We start from the raw sequence: 22,287 nt of genomic DNA, 5'->3' as shown, positions 1-22,287 counted from the left end.
GATTAAAACTTTGAATTAAAACCTCAAATCAATACCGAACACCGCCATGCTGGGATTAGGGTATTCTACTAAACTGATGTTATTATTATCTTCCGGATCCACACCATTCCATGGACTCCAAATCGCTATATTTTGAAAATTAGCGTACACGCGTGCGCCCTTAAACACAGAATTTATCTTACCAAGTTTGGTAATCGGTACAGTGTACGCTACGTTCAGATCGCGCCATCGTAAAAATTTAGCATTTTGCAAGTCCGCAGAACTAAAAGCGCGATCATATTCAGGACTTTGATAAAAAGCAACGTCTCCAGGATTCATCCATTGATTGCCAATCAACTCTGTTGATTGATTAACTGCACTTGCATACGACGGTGTACCTCGAGTGATCCAATTCCGTGTATTATTACTTCTTACTACATCAAACTGATAACTAAAAAGGGTAGATAGACTAAAGTCTTTAAAACGAAATGATAAACTAACGCCACCAATATGTTTTGGAATAAAAGTTCCGAATTCAGCAAATGATGGTGCTTGCGCAGCATCCGTAGTTATCCCACCATCTACTGTTCTAAACATTGGTCGACCATCAGATGGCTGAGCACCTAAGTAATCGGTCGTGTAATGAGACCCATAAGGCAATCCCTCTTTAATTAAAAAAGTACCTAAAAAATACTCATCAACTATACCTAGTTTATCAATTCTATTTACATTGATAGAATGTTGCGCTGTCACATTCAGAGAAACATCCTGATTTCGTATAAAATCATAACCCAAACTACCCTCGATACCTCTGTTGGACATTTGACCAGCATTGACATCCATATTAGAAAAGCCAGAAGTAGAACTTAATGGCTGACGCACAAATAAATCTATAGTTCGATTACGATAAATATCAAAGGACATGCTAGCTCTATTATCAAAAGCTGCTGCATCTAAACCGATATTAACTTTCTGTATTCTTTCAATTTTAAGATTTGGATTCCCCGGCGTCAGAGGAACCAGTCCCGTTATCGGTGACCCCGAATAATTAGTTGTCCCAAATGATGCTTCTTGCGAACTACCGAAATTTGGCACACGGTTTTGCGCTAACTCACTAGAACCCTGAACTGTATAATAGTTGATAGGAATACTGGAAATGTTCGGAACAGTACCATAGGATGCGCGAAGATTCAAACTGTTTAATAAGTTTTGGCTTTTCATAAACGACTCATGGTGAATATTCCATATACCACCCACAGACCATGTAGTTATATTATTATTCGCCGAATTTAAAATGCGCGATGTCCCATCCCTTCTAACATTTGCATTTAGCGATATTCGATCCATAAAACTATATTCTGCCAATCCAAAGAAAGATCTTATACCATAACCTGAACGAGCACTAGATGCCCGTTGTGGCATAATCGGATTTCCCTGTGTTGGAAGATCACCCGCACCTTGACTTGTCCATGGCATTCCGGGATTGAGATTATATAATTCAAACCCCATACCCTTGTAATAAGTACGAATAGCCTCAAAAAACCCTCCGACATTTAAGTTATGTATTTCATTAAACTTCTTTTGATAATGAACACTTGAGGTGTTAATTATTTGAGAATAATTTTGCTGGTTCTCTCTAGCCCATCCACTTTGAAATGGTTGGAGGCTACCGCTGAAAGAGCCTGGATCCATGTAGGTCTCTCGTAAAGTACTTGAAAGATCCAGACCAGTTGCATTTCTGATCTTAATATGATCCGTAATATCGTAATTGAGCACTAACGAGGTATTTATTTTCATTTGCCTAAGCGGATCTATTGTACTCATATTTCGTTCAAGCACATTCGCAATTTGCTTAGTTTGCAATGGCGTATGACCAGGCCCCGAGTTTAAACTTCCATCCGCCTTATATGGATTATCATAAGGCATCCCACGATAAATCATTTGAAATGGATTTGTAGCACTATTACCAAATATATCTCCTATAGCTTGACGCATTACTGAATATCCTCCTTGCGTATTCCATTGCACTTGCAATTTTCCAGTTTTATGATTCAAATTTACACGCCCAGTAAAACGCTCTAAACTCGAAGTACGATCTACACCTTCTTGATTAAAATAGTTGACAGATGTAAAAAATTGAGTATTTTCTCCACCTCCATTTGCGCTCACTTCATACATTTGCGAAAGACCGTTTCGAAAGAGAATGTCTCGCAGATTGTTTTGAATATTTCTGACACTATCTAACATAAAATCGTAGCGTTGTAGGGTACTTTCGGGCAATCCACTGTTTCTTGGATTTTGTCTACTCCAAAACCAACCCGGCATCACTGTATTGGTATTCGTGACGAGTCCAATTTGTTCCTGATAGTTCAAAATTTGATCAGTACTCATCATGTTCAACCGTGAGAAATCTGGCGCATAAGTAACACCTGCTTGAGCACGCGCAGTTATTACTGTCTCTCCAGCACGCCCCTTTTTTGTTGTTATCACTATTACCCCCACACCTGCGCGCGCTCCGTACATTGCTGTAGAATTTGCATCTTTAAGAATAGCAAAAGTTTCAAAATCGTTAGGATTTAATGTTTGAAAAGTCGTTTCGTCAATCGGCACTCCGTCAATAATGTATAGAGGTTGCGCACCAGCTCCTTGTATTGATTGTTCTCCCCGAATACGAATCGACGCATTTCTTCCTGGCTGACCTGTACCAGAATTAACTAAAACGCCGGGAGCTCTCCCTTGGAGAAGTTGAGTAAACGACGCAACAGGCCTATTTTCAGTAACATCAGCTGCACTTAGTTGAACTGCTGCACCGGCAAAACGTTCTTTTTTGGTCTCCACGTAGCCCGTAACAACTATCTCACTTATGTCACCTTGACTTGAAACTAATTGAATGTTCACTATTTTTCTCGACCCGACATTGATTTCATGAACAGCAAAGCCCAAATAAGAAAACTTTAAAATTCTACCCTCAGAAATATCAACTACATACTTCCCCTCTTGATCAGTCTGTGTAGCAATACTAGTCCCCACGACGGAAACTGTGACTCCACTTATTGGTTTTCCATCATGCGCTCCAGTTACTATCCCAGTAACGCGGTGCATTTGTGCCTGTGCATTAGCGAGAAAAGCGGTGCAAAGCAACATAAGCAGTAGTAGCCTTTGTCTCATACGCAATTAATTATAAAATATATTTGGTTAAAGTTTGTTAATAATAAGGCAATAATATAAATTATATTATTATAAAAGAAATATATTTAAAATATTAATAAAATTTATAAAAATATTGCGACATAAAAAATTACTTGACTTAAATACACACTTTTTCTATAGCAAAGATTTTGTCTCAATACGGTATCATAAAACCTACCTCCACCTCTCCCGCTACTCACAATTTTGACCTACCTTTGTAACCATGCGTTTTGATATCATTACAGTACTTCCTAATTTATTAGACAGCCCATTCGCGCACTCTATTTTGCAGCGTGCGCAGAAGAAAGGTTTGGCAGAGATTCACGTGCATAATCTGCGCGAGTACTCGAGCAACAAACAGAAATCGGTGGATGATTACCCGTATGGAGGTGGATCGGGGATGGTGATGCAGATTGAGCCTTTTGCCAATTGTATCGAAAAACTAATGGCAGAGCGCGATTACGATGAGATTATCTATATGACTCCTGATGGCAAAACGCTTAATCAGGACATTGCTAATGCCTATTCTGCTAAGAAAAACTTAATGATTCTCTGCGGTCATTATAAAGGAATTGACCAACGAATAAGAGATATATATGTCACCCAAGAAATATCTGTTGGTGATTATGTATTATCCGGTGGAGAACTTCCAGCTGCCATTGTGGTAGATGCTGTGGTACGATTACTTCCGGGCGTGCTTTCAGACGAAACTTCAGCCCTGTCTGATTCGTTCCAAGATGGATTGTTGGATGCACCGATTTACACTAGACCTGCTGAATGGCGCGGGCATCGTGTGCCAGATATTCTTTTAAGTGGAAATGAAGCCAAGATTACCGCCTGGCGCCACGAGCAACAACTCCAGCGCACGACGGAAAGACGACCCGATTTATTAGATGACTAAGACATATAAAAAACTCCCGACCTTCAAGAAGATCGGGAGTTTTACTTTTATACCATACTGCATCAGCCTTTAGACTAAGGCAAATCTGGACTTACTGCGTCAGCTTAAAAATATCATTGCCAAAAACAAAGATCATCAAGGCCACTAATATAAAAAAACCTACCATTTGTGCTTTTTCCAGAAATGCATCACTCAATGGTTTTCCTTGAATCATTTCTACCAATAAGAATACCACATGTCCGCCATCCAAAGCTGGAATTGGTAACAAATTCATAAAAGCCAATGCCATAGAGATTAGTCCGACTAAACTCCAGAAACGAGCCCAATCCACTTCCGTTCCAAACATCGTAGCAATACCAACCGGACCAGAAAGTGCTTTATCGGCTTTCAAATCACCACGGAAAATCTTCCCGAAACCTTTGATATTATCTGTAATTACACCAAAGGCTTTTTGCGAACCCAGCGGTAATGCTTCCCAGAAACCGTAATCGTAACGTACGATCGGCAGAGAACTTCCAGCAACGCTATACAAGACGCCAATAGTCCCTTCTGCTGAAACCTTTCCTGACAGCTCCACCGATTGACCATCTCGAATCACGCCAACCTGCACCGGCTTGTTTGCCTGAGCTGTAAGCGTATTGGTTACTTCATCTTGGAAAAGCACAGGTTTATTATTCAAACTTACGATGCTATCGCCGGCCAATATTCCCATCTTTGCCGCAGGAAGATCTGCAACAACTTCATCAATACGTGCAATTCTTCTACGCGGCTGGATAAATTCATTTGCTTTATGCTCGGCTACCATATTGCCCATATCGGCTGGCATCATCAGATCAATAGATTGACCATTGCGTTCTACTGTAAGGGTTGCACCACCGAAGAGTACATCGGTATTTAAAAGATCTTGAGCAAAATGTTGCGGCACCTGTCCATTTACTTTCAAAATACGATCTCCAGGTTCGATTCCGACAGCTTTACCCACAATGCCGGGAACAACACCGTCAACCAATTTTGTGTTATCAATATCGGTTACGCCATAATGAAAGGTCAACATCCAAAAGACAAATACACCGACAATGACATTCACGATGATACCGCCTAACATCACGATCAAGCGCTGCCAAGCTGGTTTAGAGCGAAATTCCCAAGGTTGCGGATCTTGCTTCAGTTGCTCCGTGTCCATGGACTCATCGACCATACCCGCAATCTTGACATAACCACCCAATAGAAGCCAGCCGATACCATATTCGCAGCCTTTATAATTAAATTTAAATAGTTTAACGCCCCAAGCATCAAAAAATAAGTAGAACTTTTCTACTTTGATACCAAAGGCACGTGCTGCTAGGAAATGTCCTAGCTCGTGCAACACAATTAACAAAGACAGTCCAAGGAGGACCTGCCCAATCATTACTAATACTCCCATTGAAAATTTAAAATCATTTTTTAACCAGCCTTTTAGACCGTAATAATATTAATAACGCATTTTAATCTAAAAAGGTATGAGCTACTCTTCTGGCTTCTTGATCACTCAAAATGTAATCTTCCAGCGTCGTAGGTGCTTGATTACCGATTTTAGACAGCGTTTTCTCGATCACATCACTCATTCCCAAAAATGAGATTCGATCTTGCAGAAATGCCTCCACTACGACCTCATTTGCCGCATTTAATACACAGGGCTGATTACCGCCATTTTCCATCGCGGTAAATGCCAGTTGCAAGTTACGAAACGTTTCCATATCCGGCTTATGAAAATCCAAACAACCATACTTGGCAAAGTCAAATCGTTCAAAATTGTTACCTAAGCGAGCTGGATAGGTCATCGCATATTGAATAGGCAATTTCATATCAGGCAGTCCCAGCTGTGCTTTGATAGACCCATCTTGAAATTGTACCATGGAGTGAATGATGGATTGGGGATGTACGACCACGTCAATTTGATCTGCTGTTAGATCAAATAACCATTTCGCTTCGATCACTTCCAAACCTTTATTCATCAGCGAAGCAGAATCAATCGTGATCTTCGCTCCCATACTCCAATTGGGATGTTTTAGCGCTTGCTCTTTCGTAACCGTCTCTAAGAAAGCACGATCTTTCCCGCGGAATGGACCTCCTGATGCCGTCAAATAAATCTTTTCTATTGGATTCTCCGCTTCCCCCGCCAAACACTGAAAGATCGCAGAATGCTCTGAATCTACCGGCAACATACGCACGCCATGCTCTTTCACTAATCCCATGACGAGTTCGCCGGCTACGACTAAGGTTTCTTTGTTCGCTAACGCAATGTCTTTACCGCTGCAAATAGCTTTACAAGTAGGCTCCAGACCAGCCGATCCTACAATGGCATTTAGCACCAGTTCTATGTCTGGATCTTGGACTACTTCGACCAATCCCGCTTGACCAGAAAGCACGGTGATGTTTAGTCCAGAAAGATTTGTTTTTACTTGCTGCACCGCATCATCATGCGCAACGACCACATACTTGGGTTGGTAACGAATGGCCTGCGCTATCAGTAAATCAATATTACGACCACCCGTCAGTACACTGACTATAAATTGATCGGGGAAAGCATCCACAACTTCCAAAGCCTGTGTACCGATACTCCCCGTTGAGCCTAGAATGGCAATATTTTTCTTCTTCAAATCGTTCAACACTATATTAAATTATCCATCAGCGAAGGATCGTCGCTTCCCGCATAGTTCTTCATCATATCTACATACACGACCGACATGACGATGCTCACCATCGGAATCATGACAAAAGAGTTGATCACACTGAAGATCTTGGCCACCAAAAAGTAATCGAAATAATCCGCACTCACCATCAGCAAATGCGTAAAAGCCACCGCAAAAACAATGACCGCTAAGCGAAATACATTGCCTCGAGTCAGAGCAACACTAAACTTATAGGCTTTAAAAGTTCCAGCCTGTTGCTCAATGATAAAAAACGGATAGAATATGGTACGCATCACCACGAGCAACATGACGATACCGGTCAAGAAAGGATGTATTTCATTCCGTACAGTATCCATTTCAATACCTAAATAAAGCAATGGAAAACATAACACGTACATAAGCAGATAGACAAATCCTGCCAATACAGAATACACAATTAGACCGCCAATATATTGCGAAAACTGCCAAAATGAAGGTAAATATTTCCATAGTCCGATAGAAGGTTCTTCTTTTACCAAATGTACTGCGCGCTTCAACAGCACGAGCTGTAGACTAAAGTATAAGAATACGAATAACAGTAACATGCCCACCTTCACGAGGTTTGCATAACCGTCGAAATAGATGGATAAGAGCGTAGACAGATTAGAAACCAAAAACAAGAGTAAACACAAACCGGCAATCGAGATATAGTGCCGGCTCAATATACCGATACTGCGCGTGATGACGTCATTGGCGCGGAAAGTACTTTCCTTTAAAAATTGTAACATAGACATAACAGGCGTCTAATAATAAGGTGCTATTTCAGTTCTTTTGGAACTGGTTTTTCTAACAAATATTCATAATAAAAACGAACGCGTTCTTTGAAGTCGTACGCTGATTTCCGACGCTCAAACCCATGTCTGCTGCCCGGATAAATCATAAATTCAAAAGGCACATCGCGATCGGTCAGTGCATCTACCAGTTGGATCGAGTTCTGCAAATGCACATTATCATCCAAATCACCATGCATTAAACGAAGACCGCCTTTATACCCATTTACGTGGGTAAGCACCGAGCCTTGTTTGTAACCTTCTGGATTATCTTGTGGTGTATCCATCCAACGCTCGGTATAGTGCGAATCGTACAATTCCCAGCTCGTAACAGGAGCACCTGCGATGCCATAGTCAAAATCAGCAGAACCTTTGGTCAATGCCATTGTCACAACGTATCCTCCGTAGCTATGACCCGTGATCAGTAATTTATCTTTTGCTACCCAAGGTTTTGCCTTCAACCATTGCGCCACCGTTCCATAATCGATCAACTCCCAATATCCCAATTTACGATGCATCAAGGCCACGCCTTGCTTGCCGAAATGACCCGAAGCGCGGTGATCACATTCGATTTGAATAATTCCTTCGTTGGCCCAATATTGCTTCGCCGTGCCTTTCCACGTATTGCGCACGCTACCAGCATCTGGCCCACCGTAAATGCTCATGATTACCGGATATTCCTTCGACTCGTCAAAATCTGTTGGATACGTTACGATAACCGGCAAATCATACTGTCCATCGGCAGATGGGATGGTGAAATATGCTGTTTTCCCCACATTATATTGGTCAAAATCGGCTGATTTACTATCTTCCAGCTCGCGCACTATTTTACCGTTTAGATCGACTAAAGCTACCTTAGTCGGCGTCTCTACGTTTGAGTATTCTGTGATAAAATACTTACCATTGGGCGATACCTTTACTTTGTGCGTATAATTGCCGAAAGTTAAGCGCTTAAAATTCTTACCATCAAAATCAACGCGGTATAGATCCGATGTCGCCGAATTTTCTTTTCGAGCGGTGAAGTAGAAAACTTTATTCTTCTCGTCTATGTGTGCGATGCTACTCACCTGCCAGTCGCCAGCCGTAATGGCGTTCACCAATTTACCGTCCAGATTGTAGAGGTAATAATGTGCCCACCCTGTTTTATCCGATTTTAAGATGTAATGTTTGTTATCGGCCAGATACGTAATACGCTCATCATGATCCAAGTTGATCCAGGTCGGTTGGGTCTCGTCGTATGTGGCGACTTTAGTGCCATCGACAGGATTTACCTGATAGAATTTTAAATTGGTTTGATCGCGATTCATCCACTGCACCATGATCGATTGGCTATTGAAGCTCCAATAAGGTTGACCAAAATACTGATCGTCTTCCTCATTAAAAGTAGCCCACACCACCGGTGATCCTGCTACTTCAACAAATCCAACGCGAACGCTAGGATTTTTGTCACCTGCTTTCGGATAACGTGTTTTCTCTACATAACCATGCTGACCCGGCGAAGCATAGATGGGGAACATCGGCACTTCTGAATCATCGAATCGCATAAATGCCAAACGTTTACTATCAGGCGACCACCAAAACGCTTTATAATTGGTAGATCGGCCTAAGATCTCTTCGTAATATACCCACGATGACCAACCATTGTACACCACATCCGAACCATCGGTGGTGTAGCGTATCTCTTTGCCCGATGCCACTTCAACAGCATACAAATCATTCTCTCTGGTGAATGCGACATATTTCCCGTCTGGCGATAAGGTCGGATTCTTTTCTTCTATCTCTGGCGATTGTGTCAGTTGACGCGACTGTCCGTCGGCAAATGTAATGACGACATCTTTGTTCTTCACAGAAACCCGAGTAGATTCATCTGCGGGGTAGCTATACGGCGTCGCTGCGCCTGTCTTTACGTGCACTTTGTGCAATGCATTATGCTCACCTACAATGTAATGATTGTCATCTGCCCAACCTTTGTATTGCTTCATCGGTTTGGTGAGCGAAGCTTCCTGACCCCAAGATTGTGCAAAATTCAATCTTTTGGTTTGCGCTTCTAATTTACCAATGGAAAGAAAACACAGCATCATCGCTGCTATAGACAACTTATACATAGTAAGATTAATGTTTTGCTACGAAAATAGAAAAAATATGGCACTGCAACAGGCATTGCCGAAAGATAGTACATAAAAAAAGCCACACGCAAATGGTGTGGCTTATCTATCTTTGATAATCATATTTTAGAAGGAGAAATTTTCTTTGGCATCACCGTAAGTGCCAGTTCGTTCGAATACACCTTCTTCAGAGCCACCTTCATATCTTTTCTCGACTACATCTTGGTTATTTTTGATATAACTGACGACATCTTGTAAACCTTCTGCGAATTTCTCAAAATCCTCTTTGTAAAGAAAGATCTTGTGTTTGATAAATTGCCCGTCTTCGAAACGTTTTTTACTTTCTGTGATGGTCACATAGTAATCGTTTGATCGAGTTGCTTTGACATCAAAAAAATAAGTACGTTTCCCCGCTCTCACCTTTTTTGAAAATACCTCTTCGCGTTCTTTGTTTTCAAAATCTCCCATTAGATTAGTCAGATAAATTAAGTTTATGCTTTAATTTCTTCTATAAATATATAATAAATAAAATCATCAGGCCAAATTTCGTCCAAAAAAAAGTAAATTAATTTTTACATATTCGCGTAATTGAAATGACTTTGGTGTGCGATGGGCTTAAAATTTTTCACCGATTGATAGCGCTCGTTCACCGAAAAAAAACCTTAAGATGCCTATTTCAGCTCGCTAAGCTGATTTTTTCGATCTACTTTCGAATCATCAAAGGAACAAAAACACAACGTCATGAGTACACAAAACAAAAATAACGATAGCCGCCCACCAAAGTCGAACAATACGACAAATTTCGCAGGTGCGTTCATCATTCTGTTTGGCCTCGCACTCCTCTTAAAGAATATGCGATTGGACATCTTTCCACGTTGGATTTTCGGATGGGAAATGATCCTGATAGTCATAGGTTTGGTGATCGGCGTAAATTCCAAATTTCAAAAAAAATCTTCTGTCATATTGATCGTGATTGGTTCGATCTTTTTACTAAAAGATTTGATCGGCATGTCTTTCGGGAAGTTTTTTATCCCAGCCATGGTAATCGCAATGGGTATTTATCTGATCAAGCGTAACCGCGTGCTACCATCTGTACCCCCAGAAGACCCAACGCGTCCGCGTCCGGATGATGAGTATGACTGGGACAAACGCGTAGATCCAGATTATGCCAGCGGTGAGATTTATCCGCCGACAGGCCAATACAAAACAGCTGAGCAGCCTGTAGACCCATATTTGTCTACAGGCTCTGCCTCTTATGCGAATTATAGTGCGCAGCACGATAGTTATTTGAAAGTGGATACGTTCTTTAGTGATACGAAAAAATCCTTGCTTACCACTAACTTCCTAGGCGGCACGATCACCAGTGTATTCGGCAGCACTAAAATCAATTTTTTGCAGGCTGATATCAAGCAGGCAGTGGTACTGGATACATTTCAACTGTTCGGCAGTACGAAGATCATTATTCCACCACATTGGCAGGTATCCAGTAATGTCGCTTCCATATTTGGGGAACTGGACGATCGACGACCAATGTTGGATATCACGACCGACAAGAACAAAAAGATTTACATTACCGGAACATCCATTTTCGGCGGATTGACGATTAAAAATAACTGATAAGTATTTTTTATGGCGCAGACGCAATACCCTAAATCGAAAAAATGGCTGATCCACACCTCATCGTGGATTATTTGTGTTTTGTACTTTTTGGTCGTTTATGGACTATTGTGGTGGGTCAAAGTTCCTTATGAGACTATTATTTATGACGGGGCCATCAGCGCATTAGTGATTACGGGCACATCATATCTCATTTATACCTCTTTACAGTTTTATCTTCCGAAGAATAAGCAGTTTTGGAAGCTATTTAGCTTCGCTATCATATTTAGCGCCATCAGTGTTTTCTGTACGCGTTTTTGTCTTTTGCAGGTTTTCTCACCAGAACAGGTGGTTTACCTAACGTTTAGTATGCCTTTTCGTTTTGTGATCAATTTTTTGGTGATTACCTGTATTATGATTATTAATATCTTCTGGAACATTCAGGAAGAATATGAAGAAAATAAAGAACGCAAAGCGCAATCGGAGCGTATGGTGCGCGACGCGGAATTGTATAACCTCCGCCAGCAATTACAACCACATTTCCTATTTAACAGCCTTAACTCGATCATCGCGCTGATCGGCAGCAAGCCACAGGAAGCTAGAAGCATGACCTTTCAGTTATCTGATTTTCTACGTGGCACGTTGCGAAAAGATGAAAAGCAATTTATCCTGTTAGAAGATGAATTGAAACACTTACGATTATATCTAGACATTGAAAAAGTACGTTTTGGCCATCGGCTAAAAACGATCTTTGATTATGATGATGCTATTTTAGAGTCAAAAGTGCCCGTCATGATTATTCAACCTATACTGGAAAATGCCATTAAGTTTGGATTGTATAATGTAACGGGCGATGTATTGATTACCATTGATGCTTATAAGGAAGAAAATATGCTTTTCATTGTAATCACAAATCCCTTTGATGTAGACCAGTTTGAAAACAAGCGCGGCACTGGATTTGGCCTCTCCAGCATACAACGTCGCCTTTATTTACTATTTGGCCGCACCGATTTACTAACTACCAGCACCGATAACAATACCTTTATATCCACTTTAAGAATACCTCAATATGATTAAGACCATTCTGATTGACGACGAACCCTTAGCACGAAGCATTTTGTTAGAATACTTGCAATCGCATCCCGATTTTGAGGTGGTAGCCGAGTGCAACGATGGATTCGAAGGTGTAAAAGCCATACAACAACACAAACCGGACTTGGTATTTTTAGACATTCAAATGCCTAAATTGACTGGTTTCGAAATGTTGGAGTTATTGGACGATCAACCACATATCATCTTCACGACGGCTTTTGATGAATTTGCGATCAAAGCCTTTGAAAAAAATGCGATTGATTATCTATTAAAACCTATCAGTCCGGATCGTTTTGAGAAAAGCTTAGATAAATTTAGAAGTAATTTCACGACTTCGACCGAAACGAAAGCCAAGAAAACTAGCGAACAGCTACAAGAATCTATGGAAGAACAAGGTTTGGAGCGCATTGTGGTAAAAAATGGATCTCAGATCAAAATCATACCTGTGCAGCAGATCAATTTCTTGGAAGCGTACGATGATTATGTGAAAATCCACACCACGGAAGGCATGTTTTTAAAGAATAAAACGATGAGTTCGTTCGAGAAACAATTGGATGCAAAACAATTTGTTAGGATACATCGATCGTTTATGATCAAAGTAGATCAGCTTGCTAAGATTGAACCAATGGAAAAAGACAGCTACATTGCGATTCTGCATTCCGGAGATAAGGTGAATATCAGCAAATCGGGTTACGCACGATTGAAACAGGTAATTGGTATTTAAAGAACAGTGGGGTTATTAAAACCCCACACTCCAAAAATACACATCTTCCTTAAGTACAATTTGCTCTTCATCCAGCAGTTTTCTGAACACCTCGAGTTTCGCTTTCTCAGAGCCCATGCTGATCTGATCAATTAGCTCTTTCAGCGGTAAAGGTTTTTCTAGCAGTAAATTCTTCATTTGCTCCCTAATCTGGGAAGAAATCTTACCTTGATGCGCACGCACCAAGCAGAGATCGCATACGCCGCACGGCTTTGCCGTGTGTTCACCAAAATAGGTCAACAACGCTATACTGCGGCAGTTTTCTGTATCCAGGTAGTGATAAATTGCCTTAGTTTGCTCCTCTTTGATTCGACGCCGTTCTCGAATAAATGCGGTATCGACGTGCAGATTTTTGCGATCAATGCGAGGGCGCAGAAACTGTAGTTGCGGCGCATCCGTTTTGGGCATATACGTGATCAATTCCATCTGTTGCATCGTTTGCATCATACGCACGATTTCTTGATACGGCACAAGCAGCGCTTTGGCAAATTCATATTCATTGATGGGCACGAAAAGATCAAAAGCGCCACCGTAGCTTCTCAAAATCCGTTTGATCAGCGGATCGAATTTCGCAGATTGGACTTGGAATTTGTACAATTCTTGATAGTCTACTTCGAATTTCAACCGCGAAGGGATGAACACCGCCTCGGAAAGACTGAGCCAGCCATCGCGCTCCAAAAATTTCAACGCACTTAAAGTCGGTAGCACACCCAAATTATATTTTTTAGCAAAATCGACTACGTCAAAAGACAACACCGTTCCCACGCCGGCACCATAAGCAATTTGAAAATAGTTAGCGAGCTGATGATAGACTTGCTGAATAAAATCGACTGTAGGAAAGGACGATTCCAGATTCGTCCAAAGGCGATCGCGGTCTTCTTGATTGTATAGAAGCACGGGGAATGCCTTCTTGCCATCGCGCCCTGCCCTGCCGGCTTCTTGATAATATGCTTCAAGCGAATCGGGGATATCCAGATGGATGACAAAGCGCACATCGGCTTTGTCGATTCCCATTCCAAAGGCATTCGTGGCCACAATCACGCGCGTGGCATTACTCGCCCAGCGCTGCTGTTTTTCGGCTCGCGTAGGCATATCCAAACCGGCGTGATAAAAGTCGGCCGAGATTCCTTGATTCATGAGATAACGAGAAACTTCTTGCGTTTCGCGCCGATTGCGCACATAAACGATTCCACTGCCACCGATTTTTTGGATCACGCGCAACATTCGACCCATCTTGTCTTCTTCTGGTAGTACCATGTAACCCAAATTTTCACGCTGAAAACTCTTGGTCAATACATTCGGCTTCGGAAATAATAGCTTCTCCTGAATATCGACAATCACCCGCTCGGTGGCTGTCGCTGTTAGCGCCAAAAAAGGAATTTTGGGATGCAGTTCTCGCAATCTATGCAGTTGCAAGTATGGTGGCCGGAAATCATAACCCCACTCGGATATACAATGCGCTTCATCAATCGCAAAAAGATTGACCTTCATGTGCCGTAGCCGTTCCCATACGATGTCCGAATACAATCGCTCAGGCGATAGATACAAGAATTTGATATTGCCAAAAATGCAATTATCAAGCGTGATGTCCACCTCGCGCTTTGTCATGCCCGAATAAATCGCGACTGCTTGAATATCCTGCTTACGCAATCTTTCAACCTGATCTTTCATCAACGCAATCAAAGGGGAAATCACGATGCAGATCCCTTCTTGCAGCATAGCAGGCACTTGAAAACAGATGGATTTGCCCCCACCGGTTGGCATCAGCGCGAGCGTATCTTGTCCCATCAGCACTTCGTGGATAATCTCCTCTTGAAGTGGTCTGAATTGGTCGTATCCCCAATACTGTTTTAATATAGAAAGGCTGGTCGGATTCATCTATTCTGTCTTCCAAACATAAGCAAAATTATCCTTTAAGGTGTAGTAGTCGGCTCTTTCGTCTTGCAGGGTCACGGCATTTTTCGTGACTGCATCATTACTGTTGCTACCATCCAACACATATAATATCTGCTGCATGATATGATTTGGTGTCAATGTCCGATTGTTTCGAATTAACACCAATGCGGCATCTGCGGGCGGATCATAATGACCTTCATTCCACACATACAATTCCTCGTTACCTAGAGTTAACAAAACATTTTGTTGCGCTGATAGGTGCACGAATTCTATCTGATCTTTTGTTCGATAACATAATAAATCCGGCATCACCGCATACTGAATGCTGGGATGCTCCAAGGAATCCACTGTGGTAAACAGCACCACGCTTCCAGGTTGACACCAGGCGATCGCAACATGCTGCCGCAGCTGATAAACATGCAAACTGCTGTAATTCACCTTTTGGTGCCATTGCCAGAAAGCTATACTCGCCAAAGAAAATGCAGCGATGCCTAGCGCATACAGGGCTTGTTTTGAGCGGTAATTCACCGCGACAAAAATGGAGGCAATTGCGCCAAATAGCAACATCACTTGTGGCATGGTATAAAAAACACCTTGCCACGTCGCTCCGGGTAAATTGCCAATCCATTTTAAGGTGGAAACCATGACGTGGATTGCCACATGTTCTAGCGTGCCGAGTAGCTGTGCTACCATAGGAATGGGCAACAACATCAGCCCCACGCCAAGATACATGATTGCCGTAGCCGGGATTGTGATCAATAGATTGGCCAGCAGAAAATAATTGGGAAATTGTCCAAAGTAATACAATGTCAATGGTGTCGTTACGAGTTGTGCAGCTATCGAGATAAAGCTATAGTCAAACAGTGTTCGCAACCAGCGATTGCGCGGAAGATATAATGACCGCAACAATGGAAAGATCAGAAATATGCCCAGCATGGCCAGATAAGACAATTGAAAGCCCACATCGAAAAGCATCTTCGGATCGTACCACAAAATGCAAAAACCAGAAGCAAACAATGCATTTAAACTATGTTGACGACGGCCAATCCAGTGACTCAACACCAAGAAGCTAATCATGATGCCGGCTCGCAATATAGGTGGCGCCATTCCGGTAAGCACGACGTACAACCAGATAAAGGACAACACCAAGGTAAAGCGGAGCGATTTGCCAGACTTCCATCGATCCAACGGTCGCAACACAAAACTCAACAAGATAAAGACCATACTCACATGCATTCCCGAAACGCTGAGAATATGAATAGTCCCTGTATCTGTAAACGCAGTATAAATTTCAGGATCCATCTCGGCACGATAACCAAACACCAAAGCGGCAGCAACAGAAAACGCAGTTTGATCGCTAATGTTGGATCGAAATTGTGTAACAACTCGCTGTTTTAAAAGTAGCACGTAGGTGTACCAATTGGTTTGCGATTGTAAGATAAAAAGTTGGTCGGCGGATAAGCGTTGCTGATGGTAAATCCCACGATTGGCCAAGTAACTTCTATAATCAAATTCGTTAGGATTGTACGGTGGTGCTACGCGCCGTAAATTTGCGGGGAACTGTATCTGATCTCCATATTTAGGCAATCGTGTGGCAGCACTATCGTGGTAAACGGTAAGTAGCACGCGTCCCGAAACTTGATGTGATTTCCCTAAAGAATCAATCCCAGCCTGCAAATCAATTCGTAATCGAAGGCTGCCTTTCTTTACTAATGGCTCTTCTACCACTTCTCCAATCAATTGACTAAAATTTTGATCAGCCACATAATCTGAGTTGGTTTCGGGCAAAGAACGAGCATAGAGCATCAACCCCAAAGAAATCCAACTTAAATATAAGATGAAAGTTATCGCATTAGGAGGCAAGCTTAGGACTAGGGAAACCAGCAACAACAGTAGCAAGCTAAATAATACGCCAGTTGAAAATAGTACCAAAGCATAATTCCATGAAAGACATTGCGCCATCGCTATTCCCAGCAGATAGCCGATCAAAAGCTTTAAAAACGGCATCGAGCCGGATTCCAATGATATAATCGGACGCGTTACCATCTATATCTAAGTTGCAGTTTCACTTCGCTACGTTGATCACCTTCAATTCGATCTAATTGCGAGCCGATGCTTTCTACACCCGGTAATTTAGTGATGGCATACCGCGCCCAGAGATCTGTCCGCTTCGAGAAACGCCAACGGACATTAGCATACATGCGCCAACCTGTGCCCGAATAAACTGGAAACGAAGCAGCATACAGTACATCTTGCTCATAGGCATAAATACGAGAATCAAAAGATTCCGTATTAAAATAGGACACGCGCATATTCCCCGAGATTTTATTATTGCGACTACTCCACAAAAGATCTTGGAAAAATAACACGCCAAATTCACGGGAGGTGAGTTCTTTAAAATAGTAAGAAACCTCAGCTCTAGATCGTATAGACCAAATCTCATTCAATTTGTATTGAAAATCTATTCGCCCCTGATTCCTAATCATGTCGGCCTGCAAACTTTCGGGCCGGCTGGGATCTGTCACATTTTCTTGCCGCAGACGATGTCGGAATCGGAAGATCAATCGCCCCTGCTTGTACCAGATGTACGACAATTGGGATAGAAAATCTACGCCTGATGATGGCGCATCTGCTCGAAAACGCAACCAAGGAAAGCTAAACGCATCCAGATAATTCACCCATTCAATTTTGCGAGATGGATGATACATCAATCCCGTGTACAGACCGCGCTCATTCCCCAAAGTGGACAACTCGCTAATAGATTGTGCGAAGAACTGATGATAGTTCGCTTCATAATATCGATGATTTACCACCACAGTCAACTTAGGGTGCAGACTGGCCATGAATCCATTATTGGTAGCGTAGCCACTACCCAAGCTGTGCGCCGCTTCTCCATACAGGTATGTATTCCCAAAAGTGTAGTTATAGTAAACGCCTACATTGGTGAGTTGATTGCCTTCAAAAGAAAAACGATTACGCAATTCATTATTGGGTTGGATGTATCCGTCGAATGTAGTAGATAACCAGGTTGCACCAAATTTAATGCGATTTCGTTGATAAGCGATGTTCGTTCCGTAAACATACTGGTTGATCGCTCGCCGGTAGTCTTGCTCTGTCGGCGTACGGCTGTATCCTGAGTAATTGATGGTGCGAATCTCCCGTTGGCCATCCAATTCAACTACATTTCCATTTAATTTATTCCAAGCGACAAAAGGCGTGAAAGACCAATTTCCTTGGCCAATAACTGCTGAAGCACCACGCATAAAATTGCTTTGATTGAGAGATTTGTAAGGTAATAATCCTACACCTTGCCGCGCAACGCTCGCCATCCAAGCGCCCTTGCCAAAGTGCAAACCATTCCACAAGATCAATCCCTGCCCGAGTTGCAAGGCATAATCACCCACCACGATTCTTTTAAATATGCCCACATCTTTGATCAGTACGCTCGCCGAATAGAAATCAAATCCATAACGCTGTTCGTACCGGAAGAAAGGTTCGCCAGCATGTTTAACCATATTAACCGCAACCTCCAGACGCTTCTCATAATTCATGCGTAATCGTACTGCCACGCGATCTGGGGAGCCTAGATAACGCGAACGATTTTCATCGGTGATCTGGTAACCTTGCTGCGTTTCTAAAACACGCCCGTACCGCAACATGACTTCGTAATTACTCTTTTGCATCACGTTGCGCAAAGATTGACGTTGCCACTCGCTTGGCGCATTTACGCGCACAAATCGCTGCAGCAACCGCACCGTTGGAAGATCAAAGCCATCTACGCCTTGCAGTTCCAATATAGAGAGATATTGACCACTTTGCTGGCGATGCAGCAACAGATTATTAATTTGTAATGGAGTCAGGAACACCAAAGCCGCAAAGTCTTGCTCGGTAGCTTTATTGAGATCAATCGGACGGATTAGATATTGCCGAAGTCTTTCCAAGATTTCGCTTACATCCATGTCAGGCGCTAGATCTTCCACCAGCTGCTCCAGTAGTCGCTCTTCCATAAAAGCATCTTCCAATCCTTGCGCTTGCGCTTTAAAAAACAGCAGTAATAACAGACAAACCCAAAATGTATGGCGCTTAGAAAACATAGGACAAACCTAATTGCGGCGAAGCGCCCAACTCGCGATGTATAGAAGCCGCGAGATCTAGATGAATATTTCGATTCGCAACTCCCAAGCCCACATAATACTGCACGGGTTGCGAAGAAATCCCTCCTCGGACACGAAAATATCGATGCAGTTGATAGGTTAAACCTGTGTGTAGTTGAGGGGTTTGATCGCGCTCCCAAAAAATATCTGTCGCAAAATAAAGTTGCTCAGAGAACAAATAGCTCATTCCCACTAACACTTCCAGCGGCTGTCGCGGTAAGAACGCATTATCAGAATTCGAAAGATTAAGCTCCTGAAAATATCCACCAATCACCAAGTTGTTACGTTGATATTGGAGTCCTGCGCTTATACTATTCGTAGCCATTGATGAAATGTCTTCCCAAGCCACGCGACGCTGCTGGAATCCGAATGCCGCACTCCAATTATTGGCGAACGGATAGGCATAGCTCGCTTCCCAAATCGTTTGCTGCAATACATTGGAGCTATTGTATTGGTAGATTTGTATACCAACTGCACCAGTCTTGAAGATCGGCAATACACCGTATGCACCATAGCTATACAAATCTGACAGAGAATAATGCTGTTGGTAAGCGGTGCTAATCGAATAATTTTGCAAACGAGCCATTCCGGCAGGATTGGCCAGAGGACTATGTATGCCTTGGTAAGCGGCAGCCGTACTGCCCATACCCAACAGTGCAGGCGCTTGAAACGACTGCGCTGAAAGGCGCGTGACCGTTAATAAGAAGAAGAGCAAGCGAAACACATTTACTTAGTTAATAACTAAGTAAATATATTTCTTTAAAATTTATTTAGCAGTTTTTATTTGTAAATATCTGCATTTACAATTTGCGGCATCTGTTTATTGTTCCATGCCGCTAAGAGGTTTTTCGCTGCCATTTCGGCCATAGCAGTACGTGTCTCGATCGTTGCGGAACCGATATGTGGTAACACGCATACATTCGACATTTGTAACAAAGGGCTATCTGCGGTCATCGGTTCTGGATCAGTCACGTCCAAGCCTGCACCCCAAATCTGTCCATCACGCAACGCATCTGCCAGATCAGCTTCATGATGGATCGCGCCCCGCGCCGTATTGACGAATATCGCTGATGATTTCATCTTGGCAAACGCGTCTTTATTGAATTTGTGTCTGGTCTCATCGGATAGATTCGTGTGTACCGATAGCACATCACTTTGAGCAAGTAACTCTTCAAAACTCACATATTTGGCATCGAGAGCTTCTTCTGCTTCGGTATTCCGATTTCTGTTGTGATAAATAATATCCATATTATAAGCACCCTTGGCTTTTTTGGCCATCTCGATCCCGATGCGCCCAAGCCCCAAGATGCCCAAAGTTTTACCATTCAATTCTATGCCCAACTCTTCGGTGAATCCGAATCCTTTCCACTTTCCATCCATGACCTCTTTGGATCTGAAAAATGCTTTTCGCGATACCGCAAGCATTAATAAAAAAGCGACATCAGCTGTAGCGCCACTCAGGACATCCGGCGTATTCGAAACTGGAATACCCAACGAGGTCGCAGTTTCTAAATCAACGTGATCAAATCCAACGCTGGCTAACGCAATTCCTTGCAAATGCGAGCTAGCTTCTAAAAAAGACTTTGTAATGGGTAATTGTCCCACGTTCAAAAGTAGATCTGCCTCTTTACAGGCTTCTATTAATTCTGCTTCCGTTAAAGTACTGTCTCCTTGATGCACGACAACTTCTAAACCAGCTTCTTCTAATAATTGGATTCCTTTTGCGGGAATATCTTTTGTCACAAATACTTTTTTTGTCGTCATAGCCTTTTTTTAAATCTTATTTACCCACATCGTGACTAGGTAGCAGTCGAAATGAATAGAAATGCTTACTTTCAGAACAAATTAGCGAAATTATGTTCCCTATGCAATACCCAATTCTACATGCCTCACCGATAGTTACTGACCAAGCAGTGATTCTGGGAATATTAATGCTGATTTTGGGATTCGTTTTTTATACTTCTGCATTAAAAAATAAATACATCATCGGATTTTATCGGATTATCCCTCCGCTACTGCTTTGTTATTTTTTACCGGGTATTTTAAATTCTGCTGCTGTGTTTGATGGTGCGAATTCACCCTTACCGCAGATTGGTAGTCGGTATTTATTACCCTCTTGCCTTATTCTTTTTTTACTGAATCTTGACGTGAAAGAATTGTGGTCTTTACGAAAAAGAGCTGGCATCATGTTTATTACCGGAACGATCGGCATTGTATTGGGCGGTCCGATTGCCGTATGGATCACGGCATTTATTTCTCCAGATACCGTTGGTGGTGCAGGTCCAGATGCCGTTTGGCGTGGATTGGGCACATTAGCCGGCTCGTGGATCGGTGGCAGTGCCAATCAATTAGCGGTGCGAGAAATTGTACAGCCTTCGCCCAAACTTTTCTCGGCTATCATTGCGGTCGATGTATTTGTGGCCTATTCGTGGATGGCCTTGCTCTTGTACGGCGCGTCGCGCTTCCAAAAAGTCGATCGCTGGTTTCGAGCCGACAGCCATGATGTGGTTTTATTAACGAAAAAAATGGAGCAGCGCGAGCTGCAAAATAAGCGCAATCCAGAGGTTAAAGATTTGATATTGATGCTCAGCATTGCCCTTGGCGGTACGGGATTGGCTACTTTTTTGGCGGAGCCAATAGCCGTATATATCCAAACTTATCATCCTGCATTGGCCAATCTATCGCTGACCAATACTTACTTTTGGATTATCCTGTTTGCCACCCTTATTGGTATTGGACTTTCCTTCACGCCAGCGCGACGGCTAGAATTTGCAGGAGCTTCAAAATTAGCCACTGTTTTATTGTATATGCTGATCGTCACGATTGGTATGCAGATGGATATTCTGGCAATTAGTGACAATCCTGGCTTATTTCTGGTCGGTTTTCTGTGGTTATTTTTTCACGCGCTCTTGCTATTGATCGTCGGTAGATATTTTAAAATACCATTCTTCTACTTTGCGTTGGGCAGCATGGCCAACGTAGGTGGTGTAGCTTCGGCTTCTGTTACGGCTTCGGCTTTCCATCCTTCGTTGATCTCTGCGGCAGTCCTTTTATGTGTGTTCAGCTACGCCATAGGCACGTACGCCGGCTGGTTTACGGCCTTATTGATGCAGCTGGTATCTCCTTAATTG

At 42.5% G+C, this 22,287-nt stretch carries 16 protein-coding genes; 5 read left to right on the top strand and 11 right to left on the bottom strand.

Annotation, left to right across the window (positions count from 1 at the left end; genetic code table 11):
- Positions 1 to 15: 15 nt before the first annotated feature.
- Positions 16 to 3,147, bottom strand: a complete 3,132-nt coding sequence (locus DC487_RS01680; RefSeq protein ID WP_116774228.1) for a SusC/RagA family TonB-linked outer membrane protein — start codon at positions 3,145 to 3,147, stop codon at positions 16 to 18.
- Between the two features lie 244 nt (positions 3,148 to 3,391).
- Here DC487_RS01680 and trmD point away from each other — a divergent pair, with 244 nt between their 5' ends.
- The gene (gene trmD, locus DC487_RS01675) at positions 3,392 to 4,069 is read left to right on the top strand and encodes a tRNA (guanosine(37)-N1)-methyltransferase TrmD (RefSeq protein ID WP_116774227.1); all 678 of its coding nucleotides are present in this window, start codon (positions 3,392 to 3,394) and stop codon (positions 4,067 to 4,069) included.
- Positions 4,070 to 4,160: 91 nt separating this feature from the next.
- Here trmD and rseP read toward each other — a convergent pair whose 3' ends face one another.
- The 5 genes from rseP to DC487_RS01650 all read right to left on the bottom strand — a co-directional run bounded on the left by rseP (position 4,161) and on the right by DC487_RS01650 (position 10,123).
- Positions 4,161 to 5,492 carry an RIP metalloprotease RseP gene (gene rseP, locus DC487_RS01670; protein WP_116774226.1) on the bottom strand — a complete coding sequence of 444 codons (1,332 nt, stop codon included), beginning with the start codon at positions 5,490 to 5,492 and terminating at the stop codon, positions 4,161 to 4,163.
- Positions 5,493 to 5,553: 61 nt separating this feature from the next.
- The gene (locus DC487_RS01665; protein ID WP_207774287.1) at positions 5,554 to 6,708 is read right to left on the bottom strand and encodes a 1-deoxy-D-xylulose-5-phosphate reductoisomerase; all 1,155 of its coding nucleotides are present in this window, start codon (positions 6,706 to 6,708) and stop codon (positions 5,554 to 5,556) included.
- 11 nt (positions 6,709 to 6,719) lie between these two features.
- Positions 6,720 to 7,508, bottom strand: a complete 789-nt coding sequence (locus DC487_RS01660) for a hypothetical protein (RefSeq protein ID WP_116774225.1) — start codon at positions 7,506 to 7,508, stop codon at positions 6,720 to 6,722.
- 29 nt (positions 7,509 to 7,537) lie between these two features.
- Positions 7,538 to 9,655, bottom strand: coding sequence for a S9 family peptidase (locus DC487_RS01655; RefSeq protein ID WP_116774224.1), 2,118 nt, complete (start codon positions 9,653 to 9,655; stop codon positions 7,538 to 7,540).
- A gap of 126 nt (positions 9,656 to 9,781) precedes the next feature.
- Positions 9,782 to 10,123, bottom strand: a complete 342-nt coding sequence (locus tag DC487_RS01650; RefSeq protein ID WP_116774223.1) for a DUF3276 family protein — start codon at positions 10,121 to 10,123, stop codon at positions 9,782 to 9,784.
- A 273-nt stretch (positions 10,124 to 10,396) separates the two neighbouring features.
- Here DC487_RS01650 and DC487_RS01645 point away from each other — a divergent pair, with 273 nt between their 5' ends.
- The 3 genes from DC487_RS01645 to DC487_RS01635 are packed head-to-tail and all read left to right on the top strand — an operon-like array spanning position 10,397 to position 13,067.
- The gene (locus DC487_RS01645; RefSeq protein ID WP_116774222.1) at positions 10,397 to 11,272 is read left to right on the top strand and encodes a LiaF transmembrane domain-containing protein; all 876 of its coding nucleotides are present in this window, start codon (positions 10,397 to 10,399) and stop codon (positions 11,270 to 11,272) included.
- Between the two features lie 12 nt (positions 11,273 to 11,284).
- Positions 11,285 to 12,328: a sensor histidine kinase gene (locus DC487_RS01640; protein WP_116774221.1), complete on the top strand. Its 1,044-nt coding sequence runs from the start codon at positions 11,285 to 11,287 to the stop codon at positions 12,326 to 12,328.
- Positions 12,321 to 13,067 (top strand): LytR/AlgR family response regulator transcription factor, encoded by a 747-nt coding sequence (locus tag DC487_RS01635; protein WP_116774220.1) that lies wholly within the window; start codon positions 12,321 to 12,323, stop codon positions 13,065 to 13,067. The genes DC487_RS01640 and DC487_RS01635 overlap by 8 nt, the downstream gene beginning before the upstream one ends.
- Positions 13,068 to 13,082: 15 nt before the next feature.
- Here the strand turns inward: DC487_RS01635 and DC487_RS01630 are convergent, their stop codons facing one another.
- Genes DC487_RS01630 through DC487_RS01610 form a run of 5 tightly spaced genes read right to left on the bottom strand, consistent with a single transcriptional unit; the run spans position 13,083 to position 20,920 of the window.
- A complete protein-coding gene (locus DC487_RS01630; protein ID WP_116774219.1) occupies positions 13,083 to 14,984 on the bottom strand; it encodes a RecQ family ATP-dependent DNA helicase in 1,902 nt (633 codons plus the stop codon).
- Positions 14,985 to 17,009 (bottom strand): ComEC/Rec2 family competence protein, encoded by a 2,025-nt coding sequence (locus DC487_RS01625; protein ID WP_165798998.1) that lies wholly within the window; start codon positions 17,007 to 17,009, stop codon positions 14,985 to 14,987. It abuts the gene before it with no gap.
- A gap of 32 nt (positions 17,010 to 17,041) precedes the next feature.
- Positions 17,042 to 19,096: a ComEA family DNA-binding protein gene (locus DC487_RS01620; protein WP_116774217.1), complete on the bottom strand. Its 2,055-nt coding sequence runs from the start codon at positions 19,094 to 19,096 to the stop codon at positions 17,042 to 17,044.
- Positions 19,086 to 19,880 carry a hypothetical protein gene (locus DC487_RS01615; RefSeq protein ID WP_116774216.1) on the bottom strand — a complete coding sequence of 265 codons (795 nt, stop codon included), beginning with the start codon at positions 19,878 to 19,880 and terminating at the stop codon, positions 19,086 to 19,088. Before DC487_RS01615 ends, DC487_RS01620 begins: the two co-directional genes overlap by 11 nt.
- Positions 19,881 to 19,936: 56 nt before the next feature.
- On the bottom strand, positions 19,937 to 20,920 hold the full coding sequence (locus DC487_RS01610) for a 2-hydroxyacid dehydrogenase (RefSeq protein WP_116774215.1): 984 nt from the start codon (positions 20,918 to 20,920) through the stop codon (positions 19,937 to 19,939).
- A gap of 101 nt (positions 20,921 to 21,021) precedes the next feature.
- Between DC487_RS01610 and DC487_RS01605 the strand changes: the two genes are divergently transcribed.
- Positions 21,022 to 22,284: a DUF819 family protein gene (locus tag DC487_RS01605; RefSeq protein WP_116774214.1), complete on the top strand. Its 1,263-nt coding sequence runs from the start codon at positions 21,022 to 21,024 to the stop codon at positions 22,282 to 22,284.
- The last annotated feature ends 3 nt before the right edge of the window (positions 22,285 to 22,287 follow it).

The sequence above is a fragment of the Sphingobacterium corticibacter genome, from assembly GCF_003076635.1.
Lineage (GTDB): Bacteria > Bacteroidota > Bacteroidia > Sphingobacteriales > Sphingobacteriaceae > Sphingobacterium > Sphingobacterium corticibacter.
Note: the sequence above shows the minus strand (reverse complement) of the source record. Positions and strands in the feature narration are given on the sequence as shown.